Annotated in this window: 18 protein-coding genes; 15 read left to right on the plus strand and 3 right to left on the minus strand. The window is 39.0% G+C overall.

The features are described 5' to 3' along the window. The first annotated feature begins 4 nt into the window (after positions 1-4). The 5 genes from ACP3VS_RS08295 (at position 5) to ACP3VS_RS08315 (ending at position 4,660) form a co-directional block, all read left to right on the plus strand. The gene (locus tag ACP3VS_RS08295) at positions 5-1,021 is read left to right on the plus strand and encodes an inorganic phosphate transporter (RefSeq protein ID WP_012294007.1); all 1,017 of its coding nucleotides are present in this window, start codon (positions 5-7) and stop codon (positions 1,019-1,021) included. A 194-nt stretch (positions 1,022-1,215) separates the two neighbouring features. Continuing rightward, positions 1,216-1,914: a response regulator transcription factor gene (locus ACP3VS_RS08300; RefSeq protein ID WP_031419736.1), complete on the plus strand. Its 699-nt coding sequence runs from the start codon at positions 1,216-1,218 to the stop codon at positions 1,912-1,914. Further along, positions 1,911-3,362, plus strand: a complete 1,452-nt coding sequence (locus ACP3VS_RS08305) for a HAMP domain-containing sensor histidine kinase (RefSeq protein WP_099805253.1) — start codon at positions 1,911-1,913, stop codon at positions 3,360-3,362. Before ACP3VS_RS08300 ends, ACP3VS_RS08305 begins: the two co-directional genes overlap by 4 nt. After that, positions 3,359-4,429 carry a LolA family protein gene (locus tag ACP3VS_RS08310; protein WP_036166357.1) on the plus strand — a complete coding sequence of 357 codons (1,071 nt, stop codon included), beginning with the start codon at positions 3,359-3,361 and terminating at the stop codon, positions 4,427-4,429. The genes ACP3VS_RS08305 and ACP3VS_RS08310 overlap by 4 nt, the downstream gene beginning before the upstream one ends. A gap of 9 nt (positions 4,430-4,438) precedes the next feature. Then, positions 4,439-4,660 carry a hypothetical protein gene (locus ACP3VS_RS08315; RefSeq protein ID WP_012294012.1) on the plus strand — a complete coding sequence of 74 codons (222 nt, stop codon included), beginning with the start codon at positions 4,439-4,441 and terminating at the stop codon, positions 4,658-4,660. 135 nt (positions 4,661-4,795) lie between these two features. Here ACP3VS_RS08315 and ACP3VS_RS08320 read toward each other — a convergent pair whose 3' ends face one another. Continuing rightward, positions 4,796-5,149, minus strand: coding sequence for a DUF4260 domain-containing protein (locus ACP3VS_RS08320; RefSeq protein WP_031419741.1), 354 nt, complete (start codon positions 5,147-5,149; stop codon positions 4,796-4,798). Continuing rightward, positions 5,136-5,576: a MerR family transcriptional regulator gene (locus ACP3VS_RS08325; protein ID WP_281486576.1), complete on the minus strand. Its 441-nt coding sequence runs from the start codon at positions 5,574-5,576 to the stop codon at positions 5,136-5,138. The genes ACP3VS_RS08320 and ACP3VS_RS08325 overlap by 14 nt, the downstream gene beginning before the upstream one ends. 452 nt (positions 5,577-6,028) lie before the next feature. Here ACP3VS_RS08325 and ACP3VS_RS08330 point away from each other — a divergent pair, with 452 nt between their 5' ends. Beyond that, on the plus strand, positions 6,029-7,477 hold the full coding sequence (locus ACP3VS_RS08330; RefSeq protein ID WP_036161350.1) for a tetratricopeptide repeat-containing diguanylate cyclase: 1,449 nt from the start codon (positions 6,029-6,031) through the stop codon (positions 7,475-7,477). 46 nt (positions 7,478-7,523) lie between these two features. Here the strand turns inward: ACP3VS_RS08330 and ACP3VS_RS08335 are convergent, their stop codons facing one another. Then, on the minus strand, positions 7,524-8,078 hold the full coding sequence (locus ACP3VS_RS08335) for a GNAT family N-acetyltransferase (RefSeq protein ID WP_012294016.1): 555 nt from the start codon (positions 8,076-8,078) through the stop codon (positions 7,524-7,526). A 168-nt stretch (positions 8,079-8,246) separates the two neighbouring features. Between ACP3VS_RS08335 and ACP3VS_RS08340 the strand changes: the two genes are divergently transcribed. The 9 genes from ACP3VS_RS08340 to ACP3VS_RS08380 all read left to right on the plus strand — a co-directional run bounded on the left by ACP3VS_RS08340 (position 8,247) and on the right by ACP3VS_RS08380 (position 16,478). Next, a complete protein-coding gene (locus tag ACP3VS_RS08340) occupies positions 8,247-8,717 on the plus strand; it encodes a DUF2975 domain-containing protein (protein ID WP_036166351.1) in 471 nt (156 codons plus the stop codon). 10 nt (positions 8,718-8,727) lie between these two features. Next, entirely contained in the window at positions 8,728-8,940 is a 213-nt protein-coding gene (locus ACP3VS_RS08345; RefSeq protein ID WP_031419746.1) for a helix-turn-helix domain-containing protein, read from the plus strand. Between the two features lie 182 nt (positions 8,941-9,122). Continuing rightward, complete coding sequence (locus ACP3VS_RS08350) at positions 9,123-9,776, plus strand: TetR/AcrR family transcriptional regulator (RefSeq protein WP_036166348.1); 654 nt, start codon at positions 9,123-9,125, stop codon at positions 9,774-9,776. Positions 9,777-9,813: 37 nt separating this feature from the next. After that, positions 9,814-12,132, plus strand: a complete 2,319-nt coding sequence (locus tag ACP3VS_RS08355; protein ID WP_426388532.1) for an ABC transporter permease — start codon at positions 9,814-9,816, stop codon at positions 12,130-12,132. Positions 12,133-12,135: 3 nt separating this feature from the next. Next, complete coding sequence (locus ACP3VS_RS08360; protein ID WP_426388533.1) at positions 12,136-12,894, plus strand: ABC transporter ATP-binding protein; 759 nt, start codon at positions 12,136-12,138, stop codon at positions 12,892-12,894. 124 nt (positions 12,895-13,018) lie between these two features. Continuing rightward, positions 13,019-13,537 carry a sigma-70 family RNA polymerase sigma factor gene (locus ACP3VS_RS08365; protein ID WP_031419752.1) on the plus strand — a complete coding sequence of 173 codons (519 nt, stop codon included), beginning with the start codon at positions 13,019-13,021 and terminating at the stop codon, positions 13,535-13,537. After that, positions 13,524-14,186 (plus strand): TIGR04104 family putative zinc finger protein, encoded by a 663-nt coding sequence (locus ACP3VS_RS08370; RefSeq protein ID WP_426388534.1) that lies wholly within the window; start codon positions 13,524-13,526, stop codon positions 14,184-14,186. The genes ACP3VS_RS08365 and ACP3VS_RS08370 overlap by 14 nt, the downstream gene beginning before the upstream one ends. 147 nt (positions 14,187-14,333) lie before the next feature. Next, positions 14,334-14,885 (plus strand): biotin transporter BioY, encoded by a 552-nt coding sequence (locus ACP3VS_RS08375; RefSeq protein ID WP_426388535.1) that lies wholly within the window; start codon positions 14,334-14,336, stop codon positions 14,883-14,885. An 18-nt stretch (positions 14,886-14,903) separates the two neighbouring features. Further along, a complete protein-coding gene (locus ACP3VS_RS08380) occupies positions 14,904-16,478 on the plus strand; it encodes an amidohydrolase (RefSeq protein ID WP_426388536.1) in 1,575 nt (524 codons plus the stop codon). The last annotated feature ends 6 nt before the right edge of the window (positions 16,479-16,484 follow it).

Here is a 16,484-nt window from a genome sequence, read left to right on the forward strand (position 1 = left end):
ACAAATGGATACAATATTACTCATTACCATATTAGTCGTTATATTTGCATTAGTATTCGACTTTATAAATGGCTTCCATGATACAGCGAATGCTATTGCAACATCTGTATCAACCCGTGCGTTAAAACCACGTACAGCGGTTTACATGGCTGCAGTTATGAACTTCGTCGGAGCCATTACATTTGTTGGAGTAGCAAAAGCCTTAACAAAAGACATTGTAGACCCGTTTAGCTTAAATGCTTTTGATGGCGATATCACGGGTTCTGTCGTTATTTTAGCAGCTCTATTATCTGCTATCACATGGAATTTACTTACATGGTATTTTGGAATTCCGTCAAGTTCTTCCCATACATTAATTGGGTCAGTAGCAGGTGCCGCTATTGCAGCAGCAGGATTCAATATTTTGAACTATGCAGGGTTTATTAAAATTTTACAAGCACTGATTTTCTCACCATTATTAGCGTTTGCCGCTGGTTTCCTAATGATGACCCTATTGAAGGTCATCTTTAAAGATATGAATTTATACCGTACAAATAAAGGCTTCCGTACCATGCAAATCGGGACAGCTGCCCTACAATCATTTACACATGGAACGAACGATGCGCAAAAAGCAATGGGGATTATAACACTTGCTTTAATCGCAGGAGGATTACACACAGGTGACGATATCCCTTTCTGGGTGCGCTTTGCAGCAGCTACAGCAATGGGTCTTGGTACCTCAGTAGGTGGATATAAAATCATCAAAACGGTGGGCGGTAAAATTATGAAGATTCGCCCAGTGAATGGCGTCGCAGCCGACTTAGCATCGGCTTCCATTATCTTTGGTGCGACATTAATTCACTTACCGGTATCCACAACACATGTTATTTCTTCATCTATCATGGGTGTAGGAACAGCACATCGTGTCAAAGGCGTTAAATGGGGAATGGCCCGTAAAATCGTAACAACTTGGGTCATCACTATGCCAATCTCTGCAGTAATGGCAGCATTAATTTACTATATTTTAAGTTTATTTTTCTAGTTTGACGAGGAGAATGCACAACGACTGTGCATTCTTTTTTTGTTTTGGGAAGAAGGATAGCTCCGCATAGTAGAAATGGACAATCCTAATCATTTGTGCAAAATAAGAATTCGTTCTAAGTTAATTATAAAGAAAGTGTAAAGTTCAGGGAAAATCACTTTTTCCGTAGTAAGGTTTAAGCAGGAGGAGAACTGATGAAGGTAAAGTTATTACTGATTGAGGATGATGCTGCAATTGGTCGCATTGTCAAAGATACGCTGGAGCAAGAGGGCTATCAAGTGACGTGGGCAACTACGGGTCTTGAAGGGCTGGAAGATTTTCAGAAGCAACCATTTGATTTAGTGTTAGTTGACTGGATGCTACCAGAAATGGATGGTCTTACGGTTTGTCAAAATATACGCTGGGAAAGTGATGTCCCCATCCTCATGATGAGTGCTCGTAAGGAAGAAGCGGATAAAGTGGAGGGCTTGCAAGGAGCGGATGATTATATCGCGAAACCGTTTAGTTTGGAGGAATTAAAGGCTCGTGTGGCATCGCATCTTAGACGCTGGAGACGCTATAACAAGCAAGACGAAGTAGAAGAGCAAACTGCCTATGCAAATGGATTAATCATTGATTGGAAACGGGAAATAGTGAGCATTAATGAGCAAGAAATCGCATTAACCCAAAAAGAATTTGCTCTTGTCAAGCTACTAGCAAAAAATCCGAGTCAAACCTTTACGAAGAAGGAACTGTATCAGTATATTTGGCAGCAGGCAACGTTAGAGGACACTCATACTGTTACAGTACATATTAAGGCACTAAGAGAAAAGCTAAAAGATTCAGTGAAACATCCATATTTTATTCAAACTGTATGGGGCAAGGGTTATCGTTTTATTGGTGAACCGCTATGAAAATAAAATCTTGGTTACTTATCACTTTTTTTATTGTTATGGTGTTGCCCATATCTGGTGCTTATAGTCTGTATGTGTGGATAAATGCTTATTATCAAGATAAAAATGTTGCGGAATACTTTGACAAGTGGACAGAGCTAAATCAGGTAAAAGCAATCGTTGACAATCCAGCACTATATCAAAAACAGGCAAATTTAGAAGAAATAGAAGAGCTGACCAATGAGCAGTTGGCGATTACACTTTATACGAAATCTGGTTTTGTCTTATATTCCTCTAACCCGTTAAAATCGGGCTATGTATGGAAAGAGCGCATGTTTAAAGGTTTATATGAGTTACAACAATCATACAACGCCTTTACCTACAAGGAACCAGTATATCGCAATGGGGACTTGTTAGGCATCTATGAAATTCAATTAATAAGAACTGATTGGGTGAAAGGCGTGGAGAAGCGTTCATGGCTTGTCATTATAGGCTCTATCTTGCTGTTTCTAGTGATTTATATAGGGGTCATTTTGTTGCTTAATCGAAAACTTAATCGACCATTACGAGAATTGATGCATCAAATGCGGAATTTTGCCAAAGGTGAGCATATAGAATCTAATTTAAGTACAAGGAAAGATGAGATTGGTTCACTCGCTCAAACATTTGTGGCGATGCAACATGAAATTGAAAAGACCCGAGCTTCCTTAAAAGTAGAACAACAGCAAAAGGAAATGATGATTGCAAGTATCTCCCACGATTTAAAAACGCCTCTTACGGCTATTCAAGCCTATGCGGAATCCTTACTAAACAATGGCTTATCACAACAGCAGCAAGCAGACTATCAGCGGGTTATCATCACGAAGGCTGATCGAATGAAGCATATGCTAGAAGATTTATTAATGTTTACATTACTCCAATCTACGAGCTATGAATTAGAGCTGGTAGACGTAGATGGGGAAGAATTTTTTGAGATGGCTTTGTCAGACTATGAACCGTTATGTGAGGAACAGGGGTTTACATTAGAAGTGTTCTGTGATGTAGATGGGCTATATGCTGTGCACCCTAAACAACTTCAACGTGTAATTGATAATTTATTGAGCAATGCTTGGCGCTATGGTGAGATCGGCACATCTATTGGTTTAGCAGCGGTTAAAGCTGGAAGTGTTCCGGAATGGGGGTTTGATTTCCTTAAGCCAGCTTTGACGAAGCAAGAGGGTATGTATATGATTGTGCAAAATAGCGGACAGGGCTTGCCACAAAAGGACATTGTAAAATTATTCGAGCCCATGTATCAAGCGGACCATGCCAGATCAAAGGCTGGAGAACGAGGCACGGGACTTGGCTTAAATATTACGAAACAAATTATTGAAAAACATGGTGGTACGGTAGAGCTGCTTTCTAGTGAGAACATTGGAACAGCTGTTGTCTGCTGGCTTCCACCTAATAAAGGAGTAGACGAACTATGAGTTGGAAAAATTCATGCCGAGCAGCAGGCTTAATCGCTGTCATGACATTTAGTTTAGTAGGCTGTAATACCGAGGCATCGTATTCACCCCAGGAAATTATTGAGCAGACGCTCCAAGAATCGAAGCAACCGCTTACCTATTATGGCGAATATACGTTAGATATGGGAGAGCTAGGGGGCAAAGCTCAGGTAAAAGAATGGGTCAAGGATAAGTATAGACGTATAGAAATGAAAGGTGACAATGGTGAACATGTCATCACGGTCAAAACTGACTCTGAGCTGATAAGCTATGATGTCACGGAACATACAGCCTTTAAAATGGCGTATCCACAAGGCGAACTTGACGGGCTACGATCGCCTAGGGAAGAGGTACAGCTTGTTTTTAATTTGGTTAAAGATACACATGAGATTAAGATAGCAGGCGAAGAGAAGGTCGCTGGAAGAGACACATATAAAATTGTAGCAAAAACTACAAAAACCGAATCACTATTTGGGGATATAGAAGCATGGATTGACAAAAAAACATGGCTGATGTTAAAAATGAAGTCAGATAATGCAGGTAATCAAATAATCACCGAATACTCAAAAATAAATGTTGATGAAAAAATAGATGATCAACAATTTATACTTGATCTACCAGAGGATGTAACGATCCAAGAAATTAGCGGTGAAGATACTTCAGCATTAATTTCATGGGACGAAGCAAAGCAACAACTAGGAAAGTTTTTAATGGTTCCGCAAGAAAATGCCCTTTCTATAGATAAAATTTCAATGGTTAAAGGATTAGAGGATCGACCAGAATATTCCTTTGACTTTGGATTAGATGGGCAGCCAGCGTTTTTCATCACTATTTTTAAAGCGGATGAGAGTATGAGTGAAATTGGTCCCATCTTAAATGAAAAAGAGATGGATATTCGAGGACAAAAAGGAACGGTTATGGATGATAAAAATTTCCGTTCGATTGCTTGGCAAGAAAACGGCTATCAATATAGTATCGTTGGCGAAAATCCAGAGTTAACGATTGAGGATCTTATAAGCTATGCACAACAAATGGAAATTGTACAATGAGGTGATGCTATGAAAAGAGCACATGGGATGAAATGTCTTGCATTGTTTTTATTTACAACTATTTTTTTATACGGGGTAGGGGATACCTATCAAGTGTCTTGGCTACAATTTCATTTTACGGGTCGATACGATGAAGTAGGCTTTTATTTCAGCTTTACTTCACTTATTCCGATATTGATTGGATTATTGATGGTAGGGCTATATGAATCACTTTTAAAACGATTAATATAAAAAGTGAAAGGCAGGATCTCAGATGAGGATCCTGCTTTTTATAGTAGGAGTACGCTATTGTTTTATCGTTGACCACCTTTTTTTATGGTTTTGCTCAACCATTGATATTCCTTTATTCAGGCTTCCTCTTATTCATTAAGCAATCTGCTGTAAATGTGTTTTCGTAAAGGCTTCCTCATATTTTAAACCGTAACCGAGTGCTCGATCTAAGAAAATATGTGCTAGCCAAATCAAGGCAACCATTAGAAGTATTGGCGTAGATAGCGTAAAGCCGATTACGAGAAGTACGGCCGGTATGACAAAGCTATGTCCAATATTATAGAAAAGGGCCCCCATTTTTGAATTGATCATATATCCGAGCATCGTGATATCAGGTAAAAGTAAAAATATCATAAATGATAGCCATGAAAAATCTAAGTGCCCATAAAAAAAGATAGTCATGATAAAGGCGATGACATATTCTAGAGAGAGAATTTTACGTAGTTTCATTGTGACCACGACCTTCCTGTAAGTTTTGGTACATATCTTCCATTAGTAAGTTAATTTTTTCTTGGTTGTTCTGAAATTGTCCGTCAGCCATTAATGCTTTGGTTAGCTGTAAGGAATGTAGTGCGTGCTGATAAAAGTACATGAGCTGTTCAATATGGGCAATCTTTGCAGAAAATAGCTGTACGGTTGTTTCATTACATTCCGTGGATATAGGTTTCTGTTCGAGTGTCAGTAAAAAATTAATTTCTTGTAAGCTAAAGCCAAGCTGGCGTAGGACGAGAATAAATTTCATGGTCTGTTCACATGTGCCATCATACACACGGTAGCCATTGTTTAACTTCTGCGGATGTAAAAGTCCCTCTTTTTCGTAATAGCGGACTGTATCGGTGGATAATCCAAACTTCTCAGCAAATTGTTTAATTTTCATAAAAGCACCTCCTACAATCATCCTAACATTGGAGTAAGCTCCAAGGTCAATACACTTTAAGAAAAAATTTGATACGGTTAGGGGGAGGGGGGCGTATTAAAATATAGAAGGGCTATTGGAGGTTTACTTTATCTCCAAAAGAGAGGAAGTGGAGAAGTTAAATTTACCTCTGCAAAGGCCAAGAAATTAAAAGAATTATTGGGTATTGAAGAATCTTAACAAGTCTCTGTGAAAGAGGCTTGTTTTTTGGTTGCGAGAAAATTATAGTGAAAGTACCATGTTAAATTTACCAGTAAAATATAAAAATAGTAACATAGGAAAATATACACAATCACTCATTTGTCTAGTATTAATTGCTTAATTTTGTAAAAACAAATGAGTCCAAAGAATTGTAATATTTTATTCGTGCAGGTAGTATTAAAGATGTAAGGGTGAAAATAAGGGGGAGCGGTATGAACGTACAAGAATTTGAAGAATTATGGATTACGCTCAATGAATTATATAACGCGGATCGTTTTTTAGAATATATAGAAATAAGTAGTGCCGCAGTCGAAAGTGCCATTAAGCTTGGAATGTATGATAAGGCCATCCTTCTATTACGTTATAGCTGTGCCAGTTATTTTCAAACTGGTGATTTACAGCTATCGATTAGTGTACTTGAACAATATCGAGAGCTGACTTTTCAACATGGTAATGATATTGATCTTATTCAATATTATAATATAGCTGCCATTTATTGGGGGACTTTTGGTCACTTAAAGAAATCTGAAGAGCTGATGTTAAAGGGATTAAAAATTGCTGAATCTATTCAACATGTGGAGAGCCTGGGGAAAATTTATAATAATCTAAGCGATTTGGAAATATCAATGGGCAATTATCGCACAGCCAAGGAATTCGCCTTAAAAAGTCTTTATTACTCAAATGCGTTTGAAGTGCAGCATAAAGAACCTTATACAGGAATTATGTATCCAAAAACAAACCTAGCAGTAGCACTTATATGGCTGGAAGAGTTTGATGAGGCTAATGTACTATTACAAGAATTATTAGCAACAATTCATAACCCACCCTATTCAAAAGTACAATTAGAGGTCTTCAATGCATATGCTGTTCTTTGTGAACGACAAGGACGCGTAAGTGAGGCTATTGATTTATATCAAAAGACTAAACATTATGCTTTGCAAAACAATGACCTGTCCTTGCTCCAAATCATCTATAATTCATTAGTGAAGCTAATTGAGGATCAAGGGAATAAAATTGTTTTATGTGCTGTTCAGAAGGAATATATTAATATTTTGTTAGAAATCCAACGTGAAAATTACTCACATGTATTATTTGAAATGGAGTACAATGATCATAAAAAGCAATTTGAAAAAAATGCTTATTTTGATCCGCTAACGAATATTTACAATCGACGTTATTTTGATGAAAATGCCAAAAGGATGCTCGAAAAAGCAGCTGAAAGCAATCAGCAACTAGCGTTGATGATGGTGGATTTAGACCATTTTAAAGAAATCAATGATATGAATGGCCATTTATTTGGAGACGATGCGCTAACGAATACTGCTAAAACATTACAAGATTATTTTCAACCCTTTGAAGCTATCGTTGCTCGCTTTGGGGGAGACGAGTTTATCATTCTCAGTCAAGTAAAAGAGGGGGAAACGGTGCAAACATTGGCCGACAACCTCTATCAAACCTTAACGGCTTTGTCACTCACGGTAAATGGCGAAACGGTTCAATTGGAATTTAGTATCGGAGTTAGTACGAATCATTTTGGCAAAATCAAGAAAGTGGAAGAGCTGATTCAGCATGCGGATGAAGCACTTTACAAGTCAAAGCGTAATGGACGTAACCAAATTACACACTATAACCATTATTGTGATGTGGGAAATGGTATTTAAAGAGAAAGAGGCATGACTTTATAGTAGGTGCCTCTTTTAAATACGTTTACAAGCTGCTGTCAGGATTAATAATGCCGTAAAATACGATATCTTCAAAAGTACCATTTTTAAAAACATGAGATTTTAACGTTCCCTCATAGCACATGCCACACTTCTCCATGATTTTGCCAGAGGCGGGATTAGATAGAAAATACTGCGCGAAGACACGATGATACTGTTTTTCTTTAAAGGCAAATTCAATGATGGCACGAGCAGCTTCTGTTCCATAGCCATTCCCCCAATACGGTTCCCCAATCCAATAAGCCATTTCTCCATTTCGATGCTGTTGTCGATTGGATAGCCCGATAGCCCCATATAAATGTCCGCTTTGTTTGTCCGTTATAGCAAATTCATATAGTTTCTCTTGTTCAAAATTTTGTAGATGGTTGGAAATCCATGACAAAGCACAATCTAACGTATAAGGATAGGGCAAATTTAACGTGCTCTTGTAAAGGGCAAAATTGTTACATAACAAACTTACTTCAGGTGCATCAGCCTCTGTAAAAAGTCGGAGCATGAGACGCTCTGTTTCGATTGTTTTGTCTGTTGCTTGGTAAAACATTGAATTACCCCCTTCAAAAATGGTAAAACAGATTATAACACAATTAAATAGAAGGAATAAACTACATAATGGAAATTAATGATTTCTTGAAATTAGATAAAAATTTATTGAAAAACGATAAATGTTATGGTAAATTGAAGAAGATAATAAATAAAAGAGGTGCGTAATATGAAACGAGAAACGCTCTTTTTAAAGATCGCTGTTTTTCTAATGGGATTGCCGGTTTTTGCTTTATGTATATGGGTGGTGCCACGTGTTGCTTTAGATACAGCTCAGCATTCTCCAATCTTAACCATTGTTGCATTACTTGGCGTCTATGCAACGGCAATTGCTTATTTTGTTGCTCTATATACAACAATCAAGCTGCTAAGCTATATTGATCAAAACATTGCTTTTTCAGAGCTGTCAGTGAAAGCTTTAATTAATATTAAATATTGTGCAATTATCATTAGTAGTGTTTACTTGGTGGGCATGCCACTGATATACTATGCTGCAGAAGTAGACGATGCCCCTGGTCTTATACTTATTGGAATGGTTATTATTTGTGCTTCTTTTGTGGTTGCAGTTTTTGCTGCTGTTCTTCAAAAGCTACTAGAAAATGCCATCGATATCAAATCAGAAAATGATTTAACGGTTTGAGGTGAATACTATGGCGATGATTATCAATATTGATGTCATGTTGGCGAAACGGAAAATGAGTGTAACTGAACTTTCAGAGAAGGTTGGCATCACGATGGCGAATCTTTCTATTTTGAAAAATGGCAAAGCGAAAGCAATTCGCTTTTCAACATTAGAGGCGATTTGTGAGGCGTTAGAATGTCAGCCTGGGGATATTTTAGAATATAAACGGAACGAAGGATAAAGACTGTAGTTCAAAGCCGTCGAGAGAATAACTCTCGATGGCTTTTGTCATTTTTTCACACGGGTCATCCGTATTTACTTAGAATAAAAAAATGTAGTAAATATTGCCAATAGAATATAGTTATGCTACGATAAAGCTAAGATAAATCGACAGTCAGTCGGTCTATTGAGAGGAGTGTTTGGATGAGGGAAATGAAAAAAGCAGAGGAACGGAGAAATGAAATTTTAGATGCAGCAGATGAGCTGTTTACGCAGAAGGGGTTCGATGGCACTAGCACCAATAATATTCTTGAAAAAGTTGGGATTGCCCGCGGTACGCTATATTACCATTTTAAATCCAAGGAAGATATTATGGATGCCCTCATCGAACGATATACCGAAACCATGTTAACGAAAGCAAGGGCAGTTGCAGTGGACAACAGTATTGCGGTGAATGAGCGCATATTAAGGGTTGTGATGGCATTAAATATGCAGAATGAAAATGAAAATGGTCAGGAAATTATGGACCACATTCATAAGCCGCAAAATGCATTAATGCATCGAAAAATACAGCAGGTAGTCATGAATCAAGTGCCGCCATTATTGACGGACATCATCCGTGAGGGTATTGAGCAAGGGATTTATCATACACCGTACCCATACGAATGTATGGAGATGATTGTCGCTTATACAAATACCGTCTTCGATGATGACTTGGTATTGTTGTCAGATGAAGAGCGGGCCGCTCGTATCCCAGCATTTATCTTCAATGTGGAGCGAATGCTTGGCGTGGAAAGCGGTAGTTTGTTGTACATGATGAAAATGTTTAGTCATGCAGGGCAAGGCGAGACGAAATAAATGGATGAGGGTCTTAATACTGACAAAGGGGTGACCTATGTATTTCAAAATTGTACGGAATGATATAGCGAATAGTAAGGTGATTACATGTTTGACAACATTATTTGTGGCAGGTGCGGCTATGCTTGTTACGCTTTCGGCCGTTCTTATTGTTCATTTATCCACTTCCATTGATACATTATTAAAGCAAGCGGAAACATCTCATTTTCTTCAAATGCATTCGGGTACTATCGATCAAGAGCGTCTCATTCATTTTGCGGAGCGCAATGAGCAGGTGGATGAATTTCAGATAAATGAATTTCTCAATGTAGATGGTGCCAAGATAAACATTGCAGGCAACACACTTGCACAAAATGTACAGGACAATGGGTTTACCACCCAAAGTGAGAAGTTTGATTTTTTACTAGACCTTGATGGCCGTGTGATTGACGTGGAAAAAGGAGATATTTACGTACCTGTAGGCTATATGAGGGACGGCACAGCCAAGCTTGGTGATACAGTAATGATCCATAATAAGCCATTTACAGTTGCAGGTTTTTTAAGGGATTCACAAATGAATTCTATGCTAGCGTCGTCTAAACGATTTCTCGTTAGTGAAGAGGACTATGCAGCCATTAAGGCAGTTGGCACTATTGAATATTTAATAGAGTTTCGTTTGAAAGATTTGGCTGATTTGAGAAGCTTTGAAGAGGCCTATCAACGTGCAGATTTAGAAGCGAACGGACCTACGATTACGTGGCCGCTCTTTAAAATGCTAAATGCCCTATCAGATGGTTTGATGATCGCTGTTATTTTATTAATCAGCGTGCTAGTGGTGGTCATTGCATTGATGTGTATCCGTTTTACATTGCTAACTAAAATGGAAGAGGATTATCGTGAAATTGGTGTAATGAAGGCAATTGGTTTACGGGTTGCCGATATACAGAAAATGTATCTTGCAAAATACGGTGTGATAGCGGCCTTGGGCTGTGTGCTTGGCTTTACCTTTTCATTTATGGTAAGGGATATTCTTTTAGCAAATATCCGTCTTTATATGGGGGATACAGCCAATACGGCACTTATCTGGCTGTTCACTATTATAGGTCTTGTGCTAGTATTTGCTTCCATTCTGATTTATGTACAATTTGTTTTGAAACAGTTTCGTAAGCTTTCGGCTGTTCAGGCTATCCGATTTGGAGCGGTGCAAAGTAAAGCAAGACATGCGAGGTGGCTAAAAATTAGCACCAATAAAAGGCTTCCTATCAATCTCTTTTTGGGCGTGAAGGATGTACTATCCCGTAAAAGATTATATGCCACGATGCTTACTGTCTTACTATTAGCAACATTTATCATTATTGTACCTCAAAATTTATACAATACCATTTCCTCCAAAAAATTTATCACGTATATGGGGATTGGCAATAGTGACATCCGCATAGATATCCCACAAGGGGACCAACATATTCAGCATGTAACAGCTGTGCTCGAAACGCTAGAGCGTGATAAAGATATTACGAATTATACGGTTCTGACGACAAAAAAATTTACAACAATGACAGATGACGGAGTGGAAGAGAGTCTAAAAATAGAGTTGGGCGACCATACCGTTTTCCCAGTAGAATATGCGCAAGGTAGGGCGCCGGTAGCCCAGGATGAAATGGCCCTTTCTGTTCTTAATGCGGAGGAGCTTCACAAAAAAGTGGGTGATACTATTATCCTTATCGTCCAAGGTGAAATGAAAAGTTTAACAGTGAGTGGCATTTATTCAGATATTACCAATGGTGGGAAAACAGCGAAGGCAGCATTCTTAGATGATTCTACAGATAGTATGTGGAACGTATTTTATGGAACGTTGTCTAATCAATCGGAAGTCGAAAAAAAGGTTACGGAGTATGCAGATAGATTTCATTTTGCCAAGGTTTCAGGCATCGAGGAATATATTTATCAAACATTCGGAACGACCATCAGTGCTATTAAGAAAGTTTCAAGTGTAGCACTTGTAGGAGCTCTCCTTATGTGTGTGCTGATGACAGTGTTGTTTATGAAAATGCTTATCGCAAAGGATCGATCTCCCATTGCTATCTTGAAATCGATGGGCTTTACAAACGTAGATATTTCCATACAATATGCGGCACGTTCAGTTGTTGTCTTGATGCTGGCCATTACTGTGGGGACAGTTCTCGCTAACACATTAGGAGAATTCCTGACATCCACGATCATTGCATCATTCGGTGCAGCTTCATTTAATTTTATCATTAATCCACTATCTGCCTATGTTTTTTGCCCGTTAGCTCTCCTAAGTGTCGTACTCCTAGCAACACTTATTGGTACTTTTAAGGCGGGACAGTTAAAAATAATGGATCATATAAAGGAGTAGAATATGAAAAAGCTTTTGAGTGGTGAACAAATAGCCAAGTCATTTCAGGTCGGAACTGAACGACATGAGGTTTTAAAGTCTATATCTATTGATGTATATGAAGGCGAGTTCGTTTCAATTATGGGCCCTTCTGGTTGCGGTAAATCAACCTTACTATACGCTCTTAGTGGGATGGACAGCATTGATCAAGGACTGGTTTCTTTTGATGGAGTCGATGTAACAACACTCCATGACAAGGAGCTAGCTGAACTTCGTCGAACGAGGATGGGTTTTGTGTTTCAGCAGCCAACCTTTCTTAAAAGTTTAAATATCCTTGATAATATATTGTTACCAGCAGTACGTGATCAGCGAAAGAATATCGTAGCTTTAACGGAAAAAGCACAGAGCATCATGAAAAAAGTAGGGATTGAGGACTTAGCAACGCGTGATATTACGCAAGTTTCAGGTGGCCAGCTTCAGCGGGCAGGCATTTGTCGTGCTTTAATTAGTAGTCCATCGATGATTTTTGGTGATGAACCAACAGGCGCATTAAATTCAACGACTGCCCAGGAAATTATGGATATTCTAGCCTCCATCAATCAAGAAGGTACAACGGTTATGCTTGTGACACATGATCCGAAAATTGCTGCACGAACCGAGCGTATTCTCTTTATGAGTGATGGTTCTATTATCAGTGAATTGCGTTTACCACGATTCAAGGGTATTGATTTGGATGATAGAATGGCAATAGTTGCAACGACGATGCGAGAAATGGGTATTTAATAGATGAATTCAAAAAATCCGCAATGACTTGGAGTAGCTATTGCGGATTTTTTTATTTTTTTTAGAAAAAATGAATCGCTTTAGCAATGGCGTCCGTCAGTAGTATAGAAAGTAGGTGAGAGCAATGATGGATATTGAACAAGTAATCGAGGAGCATGGAGATTACTTACTAAAGGTCGCCTATTTATACGTGAAGAATAAGGCAACAGCGGAAGATATTGTGCAGGATGTGTTCATAGCCTTTTACCAGAAGCAGGGACAGTTCCGGCAGCAAGCATCATTGCGTACATATTTAGTAAAAATGACAGTAAACCGGAGCCATGATTATTTACGGAGCTGGAAAAGTAAACGACTGACATTATTTGAAAAGATTATGAGTCGTACAACGGCAATAACGCCGGAGATAGAAATGCTCGAGAAGTCTGTTAAAAAAGAGCTGACAGAGGCGTTATTTACGTTATCAGTAGCCTATCGCGAGGTTTTAGTTTTGTATTATTTTGAGGAGATGACAACTGTGGAAATTGCACAGCTTGTACGATGTCCGGAAGCGACAATTCGTACAAGGTTACAACGAGCGCGTAAACAGCTGGCAACAGCAATGGGAGACTTTGATTGGGAGGTGCTACGTCATGAATCAATTTAAAGAAGGGCTATTAAAGGAACTACAAGATGTGAAATTCTCTCAGAAACGTAAACAACTAATCGCAGAAAAGGCTCGACGAAATGAAAAACATCAAGTAGGTCATCAATGGACGTATCGTATCGTACTGGCAACCTTTACGGTATTGGTCATTGGTTTTAGTTATCTTTTAACAGAGCAAAAGGAACAGCATTCCACAGGTCACCAAGCAGCAACTATTCAGTCGGATGCCTGGAGTTGGTGGTCACTATTCAATTCGGATTATGTGCGAGGAATGTTGTTGTTGGGCTTTTTTGTCGGTGCCGCTTTTATTGTCAAGCGTGTATTAATAAAAAAAGGATACGGTCTTCCTATTTGTATTGAATGCGGGGAGAGCTGGTCTGCAAAAGGCGCGCGCAAATTGTATCGCAAAAATGGAGAAATTGTGTGTCCTCATTGTGGCCAAAAACAGTATCGCACGAAAAAATCTATGCAATTAGGGGGGATGCTTTCTATGCCAATACCACTAATCATTTTGTTGCAACATGTGTTCCATAATTACTACATCGGTTTTATTTTCTTCCTAGTAGGGGTGATTATTTTTCTTTATCAAATCGTACCATATGTATTTAAGCTACAAGATAAGGATTCTATGAATGAACCTTTATGGTAATCATCATATCGAAGGGGAAATTGCGAAGTTCATCTAGCAATTTCTTTTTTATACTAAAATACATTGACAACCGTTTTCATTTGCATTATCTTTGTGTTAACTTATTTTTATTATTAGTTAACGTATAGCAAAGGGAGGCTTTTTACATTGAAAAAAGGAAGTACATATCAATATGTGTTGGCGGCATTTGGGGCAGCGATTATTGCTGTTTTGGCACAGGTGACTATTCCACTACCTCTAATTCCAATTACAGGACAAACTTTAGCAGTTGGCATCGTCGTCACTATTTTAGGGACAAGATTAGGGACATTATCTGTTCTTTTATATATGTTGTTAGGGGCATCTGGTTTACCTGTGTTTAGTGGGATGTCTGGGGGTCTAGGAATTTTGGTTGGGCCGACAGGGGGATATATTGTAGGATTCCTTGCCACAGCGATTATTATGGGCTTATACTTAGATAAATTTGGTATTTCATTTACCCAAGCGATTATTGCAAATATCATAGGGATGATTATTACGTTATCATTTGGTACAGTTTGGTTAAAAATTATAGCAGACTATACGTGGACAGCTGCCTTTATGGGCGGTGTGGCACCATTTATCGTAGTAGGAATCGTTAAAGCGGTGCTTGCAGCATGGATAGGTGTCATTGTCCGTCGCCGCTTAGAAAGAGCACATTTAATTGAAGCAATAGCGTAGGACATAGGGGGAATTGTTTTGGCAACATTATGGACAGGTGGAAAGATTTACACGATGGCTCAGGTTGATGAAACAGTAGAAGCAGTCCTTGAAGAAGATGGGAAAATTGTGGCGACAGGCTCTGTAGAGAGCTTGTCGCCACTAGCTACTTCTACTCGACATTTACAAGCCAATGTGATGTATCCAGGTTTTGTGGATAGTCATTTACATATTATTGGTTACGGGGAAAAACTGAAGCATATTGATGTATCGGCGATAACGAGTAAAGAGGCGTTACTAGCAAAGCTTCAAGAGCGTATGTCCAAGGTATCGTCCAATGAATGGGTCATAGCGATTGGATTAAATGAAAACCAATTTGAAGAGCCCATTTTTCCTACTTTAGCGGAGCTGGATGCGCTTGGTGAAGCTTATTTAATCATAAAACGTAGCTGTCACCATTTAATTTTAGCTAATTCTAAGGCACTTGCATTTGCAGGGATTACCAATGCTACGCCTTCACCAGAGGGGGGAATCATTGAAAAAATAGATGGTCAGCTCACGGGTGTATTAAAGGATGCGGCGTTATATTTAGTGGTTAATCATATGCCCCATATTACACCTGCGTATATTGAGGATGCCTTGGTAAAAGCTGTGGCCTCATTACAAGCATATGGTTTAGTGGGTGGTCATTCGGAGGATTTAAGCTATTACGGGCCGCCAAACCAACCCATTCAAGCTTACCGTAAAATAGTGGAATCACAGCATTCATTCAAGGTTCATTTATTGCAGCATCATACGGTTTTTGAGGAGATGGAAAAATTGGATACTACATCCTCACCTTTTTTGGAGTTTGGTGCTATGAAAATCTTTATTGATGGAGCCTTTGGAGGAAGAACCGCAGCGCTACGTCAACCATACAGCGATGACCCACATAATACAGGAATGCTTATACATACGACAGAGCAATTAACGAAGTATGTTCAGTTGGCTCGTCAATCTGGACAAACTGTCGCTGTCCATGCAATCGGTGATTTAGCCATCGAACTGATTGTAGATATTTTTGCGGCATATCCACCACAGGCCGGTCAGCTTGATCGTGTGATCCATTGTAGCTTGGTCGATGATGACATTTTAACTAAATTAGCTAAATTGCCTGTTGCTATCGATATGCAGCCGCAATTTGTTCAGGGAGAATATGACGCTGAGCTATCGAAGCTTGGTGAGGAGCGCGTTCAAGGTTTACACCCTTTAAAGTCACTTCTTGACCATGGGCTTGTCGTTGCTGGTGGTAGTGACGCACCGATTGAAGTACCGAATCCATTAATGGGAATCTATGCGGCTGTCACAAGGTGCAATGTGGGAGAAAAACATGATGGCTACAATCCTAAGGAGAAAATTTCTCGTTTTGAAGCAGTCCATTTGTATACAGGAGGAGCGGCTGAAATAATTGGTCAGCAGCACACTCGTGGTAAAATCGCAGCAGGCTATTCAGCTGATTTTACGATTTTAAAAGAGGATATTTTCACTGTGGATATAGAGCAACTACCTCAAATTGACGTATTTTGTACCGTGGTAGATGGGAAGATTGTATATGAAAATCGCTGCGAAGGGTAACCTTGC

Origin of the sequence: Lysinibacillus sp. VIII_CA, from assembly GCF_049943995.1 — a bacterium.
Classification (GTDB): domain Bacteria; phylum Bacillota; class Bacilli; order Bacillales_A; family Planococcaceae; genus Lysinibacillus; species Lysinibacillus pinottii.

Excerpts from the sequence above, each read along its gene's own strand:
- ACP3VS_RS08295 (WP_012294007.1), top strand. The coding sequence starts at position 5 with ATGGATACAATATTACTCATTACCATATTAGTCGTTATATTTGCATTA.
- ACP3VS_RS08345 (WP_031419746.1), top strand. The coding sequence starts at position 8,728 with ATGGCGATGATTATCAATATTGATGTCATGTTGGCGAAACGGAAAATG.
- ACP3VS_RS08330 (WP_036161350.1), top strand. The coding sequence starts at position 6,029 with ATGAACGTACAAGAATTTGAAGAATTATGGATTACGCTCAATGAATTA.
- ACP3VS_RS08315 (WP_012294012.1), top strand. The coding sequence starts at position 4,439 with ATGAAAAGAGCACATGGGATGAAATGTCTTGCATTGTTTTTATTTACA.
- ACP3VS_RS08335 (WP_012294016.1), bottom strand. The coding sequence starts at position 8,078 with ATGTTTTACCAAGCAACAGACAAAACAATCGAAACAGAGCGTCTCATG.
- ACP3VS_RS08365 (WP_031419752.1), top strand. The coding sequence starts at position 13,019 with ATGATGGATATTGAACAAGTAATCGAGGAGCATGGAGATTACTTACTA.
- ACP3VS_RS08300 (WP_031419736.1), top strand. The coding sequence starts at position 1,216 with ATGAAGGTAAAGTTATTACTGATTGAGGATGATGCTGCAATTGGTCGC.
- ACP3VS_RS08305 (WP_099805253.1), top strand. The coding sequence starts at position 1,911 with ATGAAAATAAAATCTTGGTTACTTATCACTTTTTTTATTGTTATGGTG.
- ACP3VS_RS08310 (WP_036166357.1), top strand. The coding sequence starts at position 3,359 with ATGAGTTGGAAAAATTCATGCCGAGCAGCAGGCTTAATCGCTGTCATG.
- ACP3VS_RS08325 (WP_281486576.1), bottom strand. The coding sequence starts at position 5,576 with ATGAAAATTAAACAATTTGCTGAGAAGTTTGGATTATCCACCGATACA.
- ACP3VS_RS08360 (WP_426388533.1), top strand. The coding sequence starts at position 12,136 with ATGAAAAAGCTTTTGAGTGGTGAACAAATAGCCAAGTCATTTCAGGTC.
- ACP3VS_RS08340 (WP_036166351.1), top strand. The coding sequence starts at position 8,247 with ATGAAACGAGAAACGCTCTTTTTAAAGATCGCTGTTTTTCTAATGGGA.
- ACP3VS_RS08355 (WP_426388532.1), top strand. The coding sequence starts at position 9,814 with ATGTATTTCAAAATTGTACGGAATGATATAGCGAATAGTAAGGTGATT.
- ACP3VS_RS08370 (WP_426388534.1), top strand. The coding sequence starts at position 13,524 with ATGAATCAATTTAAAGAAGGGCTATTAAAGGAACTACAAGATGTGAAA.
- ACP3VS_RS08350 (WP_036166348.1), top strand. The coding sequence starts at position 9,123 with ATGAGGGAAATGAAAAAAGCAGAGGAACGGAGAAATGAAATTTTAGAT.
- ACP3VS_RS08320 (WP_031419741.1), bottom strand. The coding sequence starts at position 5,149 with ATGAAACTACGTAAAATTCTCTCTCTAGAATATGTCATCGCCTTTATC.